Source organism: Faecalibacillus sp. TM498 (assembly GCF_020589955.1).
Lineage (GTDB): Bacteria > Bacillota_I > Bacilli_A > Erysipelotrichales > Coprobacillaceae > Faecalibacillus > Faecalibacillus intestinalis.
The window spans coordinates 1-4,395 of sequence record NZ_JAJDKB010000091.1 but is presented as its reverse complement, the minus strand read 5'-3'; the positions used below and the strand labels follow the sequence as shown (position 1 = coordinate 4,395).

Genomic DNA, 4,395 nt, shown 5'->3' with positions numbered 1-4,395 from the left:
ATTTTTCCTCCTATTATTATATAGACAATTTTTTGATCTTTTTCTTTTTATTTTTTTTAAAAAAGCAAAAAAAATAACGAAATAAAAATTTCGTCATTAATAAATCCTTTTTAAATACTCTTCTAAACCATTTTCATCTACATGACCAATAACTTCATCTGCCACTTCTTTTAATTGATCAACAGCATTTTTCATAGCAATCCCATGACCTACATATTTAATCATTTCTAAATCATTTAAGCCATCTCCAAAAGCATAACTATGATCTTTATCAATATTCAAATGTTCTAGAACTTTTTCTACACCCGTTGCTTTAGAAGTATCTAAAGCACATATTTCAAATGAATTAGCTGTTCCGTGATGATCAAAATAAAATTTATCAGCAATATAATCAATAATTTTATCATGATCTTTTTTAGCACTTATTTCTATTTTTAAAGTACGATGCATTACTTCTTCTTTATCAAAATTTGTTATTAATTTTTCATGACGAATATCACAAATTTTAAAGAATTCAATAAAATTATGATAAGCAGGATCAATATAACAATCTGTTGCTGTTTCATAATTATATTCACAATCAACACTTTCTAACATTTTCATTAAACCAACCACTTTTTCATAGGGAATTCTATTTTCAAAAATAATTTTATGATTTAATTCCACATGCGCTCCATTACATAAGACAAAACCATCAAATCCAGCCTCAATAATTTGATTAGAAATAAACGCTAAAGGTCTCCCTGAAGCAACAAATAAATAATGCCCAGCATCTTTTAATCTCTTAAGTTCCTTTTTTACTCCTTCAGGGATTTTTAATTCACTATTTAATAATGTTCCATCTATATCAAAAAATAATACTTTTTTCACCATTTTCACCTCAGATGAGATTGTATCATTTTTAACTATTCAATTTGTATAATTTCTAGATAAGAAAAAAACTGTTCAAAAAGAACAGTCTATTTCATATAGTGTAAGTTTTCTAACATCACACCGCATCCATTAGCAACACAATTTAATGCATCATCTGCTACGAATACAGGAACATTTAATTCAGATTCTAATAATCTATCTAAACCAGTTAATAAAGCTCCTCCACCTGTTAAGAAAATACCACGTGATACGATATCAGCAGCTAATTCTGGTGGTGTTTGTTCAAGAACATGTTTAGTTTCTTTAACAATTGTTGCACAAGTTTCTCTAAGTGCTAATTCAGTTTCGTTTGATGTAATAGTAATTGTATGTGGTAATCCAGTTACTAAGTCTCTACCACGTACTTCAAATGTTTTATCAGATGATCCTTTTACAGCAGAACCAATTTCTAATTTAATTTGTTCAGCAGTACGATCTCCAATTAATAATTTATATTTATCTTTAACAAATTTAATAATGTCCGCATCCATGACGTCACCAGCAATTTTTAAAGATGAACTTGTTACAATATCACCTAAAGATAATACTGCAATATCAGTAGTTCCTCCACCGATATCAATAACCATATTACCTGTTGGTTTATTAATTTCAAGACCAGCTCCAATTGCTGCTACTTTTGGTTCTTCTTCGATAAATACCTTTTTAGCTCCACATCTTTCAGCAACATCTCTAATTGCTGATTTTTCAATTGAAGTGATGTTAGATGGACAACAAATCAAGATTGTTGGTCTAGCAAAAATTCCTTTTAAATTTAATTTATTAATAAAATGAGTTAATAAGATTTCAGTAATTCTAAAATCTGCAATAACTCCATCTTTTAATGGTCTAATTGCTTGAACCCTACCAGGAGTTTTACCTAACATATCTTTTGCCTCTTGTCCTACAGCTAATGGCTTTTTAGTTTCTTCATCTATTGACACTACTGAAGGTTCATTGACTACAATACCTTCACCTTTGACATAAATTAATATATTTGCAGTACCTAAATCGATACCAATTTCTTTTGATAATGCCATTATTTCTCCTCCTTGTATGTTTTTTCCTCAATATTGTATCACGATTTTATTGAATTACAAGGCAAAAAAACAAAAGACACTAATTTTTTTATAAATATAAATTTATCATGATGACGTCTTAATTTTTTCAATTTTTTGATTAAAATATTTATCAGGATTTACAGTTTTATCATCAATTGAAACAATAAAATGTAAATGTTTTTTTAATGTTGATTGATAAACATTATTTCCTGCTTTTCCAATAACATCTCCTTGTTTCACTTGATCTCCTTTTTCAACTTTAATATCATCTAAAGATTGATAAATTGTTTGAATACCTTTTTGATGTTCAATCGTAACAATCCATCCTAATAAAGAATCATTTTCTTTTCTAATAACAGTCCCACTTGCACTCGCATAAACATCAAAGCTTTCATTATCCTTTGTATAATCAATCCCATCATTAGGACGATAGACTCCTTCAAAATAAACAAGTGCTTCTTCTAATTTTTTATCATCTAAAGACGTATCATAAAAACCCTTACTTACTTTAACATCATCATTAACTGGTTTTTTTAAGATTTCACTTCCTTGATTTTTATTTTCATCTTTTGTTTCTACCGAAACTACTGGTACATCTTCGAATGGTTTTAAATTCTTAACAATTTCCTGAATAACACCGGCACCTATTAAAAATAATAAAAGTGAAGTCATAAAAATAAATGTTTTTTTATTTCTCTTCAATAATCCTTTCATGCTTTTCACCTCTTAAGAAGTGTAACCATAAAATCATTCTTTATTCTTTGAAATCTCTACTCCTTGATAATAGTGTTTTAAAATAGCTTGATAATTATATCCTTCCTTTGCCATTCCTTGTGCACCATATTGAGACAACCCAACTCCATGTCCACATCCTTTAGTCACAAAAATATAAGAATTTCCTTCTTTAACTATTTCAAAATCACTTGAAGACAATTGTAGTTTTTCTCTTATTTCCCTACCACTATATTGTTTTTGATTAATAAGAATAGATTTAACTCTCCCACTAGGATAGTGTTCTAAAAAACGATATTGAAACGAACCTCCAAAAAGTGAATTAAGCTGTGCTTTAGTATATTTTACTTTTCTTATAAACTGAGGATCATATTCTTGATCCCAATGTGAATCTACAGAAACCAAATACGGTTGACTTGAACCTTTAAAATAGTTTTCTACATTTTCGCTTTTTCCATTACTGCTTGAATAAAAAAGAGCTGAAATACACTTTCCTTGGTAAGTTAAGATTTCCCCCTTAGTTTCTACAATAGCTTTTTGAACTTTCTCTTTATATTCTTCATAACGATCACTCCATGAAACCTTCATCTTTTCATCATCTAGATAAACTTGTGTATTGGTTGTATTATCTACACTTAATAAACGCGAATAAACAAAAGTTCGACTTGCGACAACTTGTGCTTTAATTGCTTCAAGTTCAAAACTTGCCGGCATTTCTCCAGCAACGACCCCTAATAAATAGTCATCTAAAAGAATTTTTTGTGTATTATCTCCAACTTGTACACTTACATAAACATCTTCATTTTCTTTTCCTTTATATAAAGAATCTTTCTCTTTAGTTGGTTGATACAACAAAATAATCGCTAATAAAATAAATAGAATAAGTAATAATTTAAAAAAAATAGTTTTCATATTTTAATATATGAAAACTTAAATTAAAAATGTATTGTTACAAAATCTAAAATAAAAGATGCAAATAAATAACCCAAAGATACAGAAGCAACAAGATATAAACAATAAAATTGTTTTAATTTCCCCTTAAGAATATATTTTTCATAATGAAAACAACTTAACCCATACATTGAAGATAAAATAGAAAACAAATAAACAATTAACTTTAATATCTGATATGACATATATTTCTCCTCATATAACCCATTAATCTGCATATAATAAACAGGGTGATCATTTTGACAAATAAAACTTTACAATATCTTATCTATAATCGACTCTATTCAGCAAGTATGTACGAACTTCTTGCAACCCAAGCTCCTACAAATATATTACAAACTCAGATGAAACTTTACCAAGAAGAAACACTTAATAATGTTTCTTATCTTGATCGTTATTATCAAGAATTAAACACATCAAGTTATCATCCAATTGTAAAAGAGCCTGTTAATCAAGGAAGTTTTAAAAAAAATATATATTGGATGTTAGAGTATGAAGGATCAAGCACGAAAATATTTTGCAGTGAAAGTTTTAACGCGAATAACGACGAACAAATAAAAAACCTAACCTCCTATATTTCTTCTATAATTGATCAAAGAAACACAAAACTAACAAATATATATTTGAATATACTTGATGAAGAAATCGCAAATAAATAAAAAACATCACCGAAGTGATGTGATTTACAAATGGTGACTCGTACGGGATTCGAACCCGTGAATGCATGCGTGAAAGGCATGTG

At 28.3% G+C, this 4,395-nt stretch carries 6 protein-coding genes; 1 reads left to right on the top strand and 5 read right to left on the bottom strand.

All coding sequences use genetic code 11. The annotated features are described in order from the left end of the window. Positions 1-96: 96 nt before the first annotated feature. From LJD32_RS14580 to LJD32_RS14560, 5 genes are all read right to left on the bottom strand, one after another. Positions 97-870 carry an HAD family hydrolase gene (locus LJD32_RS14580; RefSeq protein WP_227392762.1) on the bottom strand — a complete coding sequence of 258 codons (774 nt, stop codon included), beginning with the start codon at positions 868-870 and terminating at the stop codon, positions 97-99. Between the two features lie 89 nt (positions 871-959). Further along, on the bottom strand, positions 960-1,949 hold the full coding sequence (locus tag LJD32_RS14575) for a rod shape-determining protein (RefSeq protein ID WP_022001045.1): 990 nt from the start codon (positions 1,947-1,949) through the stop codon (positions 960-962). Between the two features lie 105 nt (positions 1,950-2,054). Next, complete coding sequence (locus LJD32_RS14570; protein WP_032089673.1) at positions 2,055-2,684, bottom strand: M23 family metallopeptidase; 630 nt, start codon at positions 2,682-2,684, stop codon at positions 2,055-2,057. A 33-nt stretch (positions 2,685-2,717) separates the two neighbouring features. Then, complete coding sequence (spoIID, locus tag LJD32_RS14565; protein WP_227392761.1) at positions 2,718-3,614, bottom strand: stage II sporulation protein D; 897 nt, start codon at positions 3,612-3,614, stop codon at positions 2,718-2,720. Positions 3,615-3,637: 23 nt separating this feature from the next. Continuing rightward, positions 3,638-3,838 carry a DUF1146 domain-containing protein gene (locus LJD32_RS14560; RefSeq protein WP_032089671.1) on the bottom strand — a complete coding sequence of 67 codons (201 nt, stop codon included), beginning with the start codon at positions 3,836-3,838 and terminating at the stop codon, positions 3,638-3,640. Positions 3,839-3,892: 54 nt separating this feature from the next. Here LJD32_RS14560 and LJD32_RS14555 point away from each other — a divergent pair, with 54 nt between their 5' ends. Continuing rightward, complete coding sequence (locus LJD32_RS14555; RefSeq protein ID WP_032089670.1) at positions 3,893-4,312, top strand: hypothetical protein; 420 nt, start codon at positions 3,893-3,895, stop codon at positions 4,310-4,312. Positions 4,313-4,395 lie beyond the last annotated feature (83 nt).

What these genes read in the sequence shown, in the direction of transcription:
- LJD32_RS14575 (WP_022001045.1), bottom strand. Translation starts at nt 1,949, where the DNA reads ATGGCATTATCAAAAGAAATTGGTATCGATTTAGGTACTGCAAATATA.
- LJD32_RS14570 (WP_032089673.1), bottom strand. Translation starts at nt 2,684, where the DNA reads ATGAAAGGATTATTGAAGAGAAATAAAAAAACATTTATTTTTATGACT.
- spoIID (WP_227392761.1), bottom strand. Translation starts at nt 3,614, where the DNA reads ATGAAAACTATTTTTTTTAAATTATTACTTATTCTATTTATTTTATTA.
- LJD32_RS14560 (WP_032089671.1), bottom strand. Translation starts at nt 3,838, where the DNA reads ATGTCATATCAGATATTAAAGTTAATTGTTTATTTGTTTTCTATTTTA.